Annotated in this window: 1 pseudogene; it reads left to right on the forward strand. The window is 60.0% G+C overall.

Annotated features, from left to right (window positions below):
* A pseudogene (locus MMG91_RS28795) lies at positions 1-954 on the forward strand (calcium-binding protein); the annotation flags it as partial.

The raw sequence follows: 954 nt of genomic DNA on the forward strand, positions 1-954 counted from the left end.
ACCGGCGGTTCGGGCAACGACACGCTGTACGGTGGCGCGGGGGCCGACCAGTTCATCGGTGGCGCCGGTTACGACACTGTCGGCTATACCGACAGCACCGTAGCGGTGAACATCAACTTGAAGACCGGTGTGTATTCCGGGATCGGGATGGGCGATACCTTCACCGATATCGAGTCAATCAAGGGATCGAACTACAACGACACCTTTGTCGGCGATGGCCGGGGTATCGACTTCGATGGTGGAGTCGGTATTGATACGGTTGATTACTCGACGTCGGCCGCCGGGGTGAATGTTGAGGTCCGCTTTGGCACAGGCATGGCCGGCACCGGTGGAGATGCCGAAGGCAGCACTCTCACCAATATCGAGAACGTCATCGGCTCGGCGTTCAATGACACGCTCACCTCCGGCCCGGATCACACCGCAACCGCTATCAGGCTGGAGGGCGGTGCCGGCGACGATATCTATTACATCAACACTGGCACTACACCTACCATCGTCGAGGTGGCCGGTGGCGGCAATGATGAAGTGCGCGTCTCGGTGATCAACCCCAGCGGCACCGTCCTGTCGGCCAACGTCGAGCGTCTGACCTACACGGGCAGCCAGGCCTTCATCGGTTATGGCAACGCCAGCGACAACATCATCACTGGCGGCTCGGGCAACGACACGCTGTACGGTGGTGCGGGCGCCGACCAGTTTATCGGCGGCGCCGGGCTGGACATTGCTGGTTATACCGATAGCAAGGTCGGCGTGACGATCAATCTGAAAACCGGTGCGAATACCGGCATTGCGGTGGGCGATACCTTCACCGATATCGAGTCAATCAAGGGGTCGAACTACAACGACACCTTTGTCGGCGATGGCCGTGGCATCGACTTCGATGGTGGAGTCGGTACCGATACGGTCGACTACTCGACGTCGGCCGCTGCGGTGAATGTTGATATCCGTCTGGGCACG

It is taken from the genome of Pseudomonas sp. JL3 (genome assembly GCF_031570575.1).
In the GTDB taxonomy this organism is placed as follows: Bacteria; Pseudomonadota; Gammaproteobacteria; order Pseudomonadales; family Pseudomonadaceae; genus Aquipseudomonas; species Aquipseudomonas cucumis.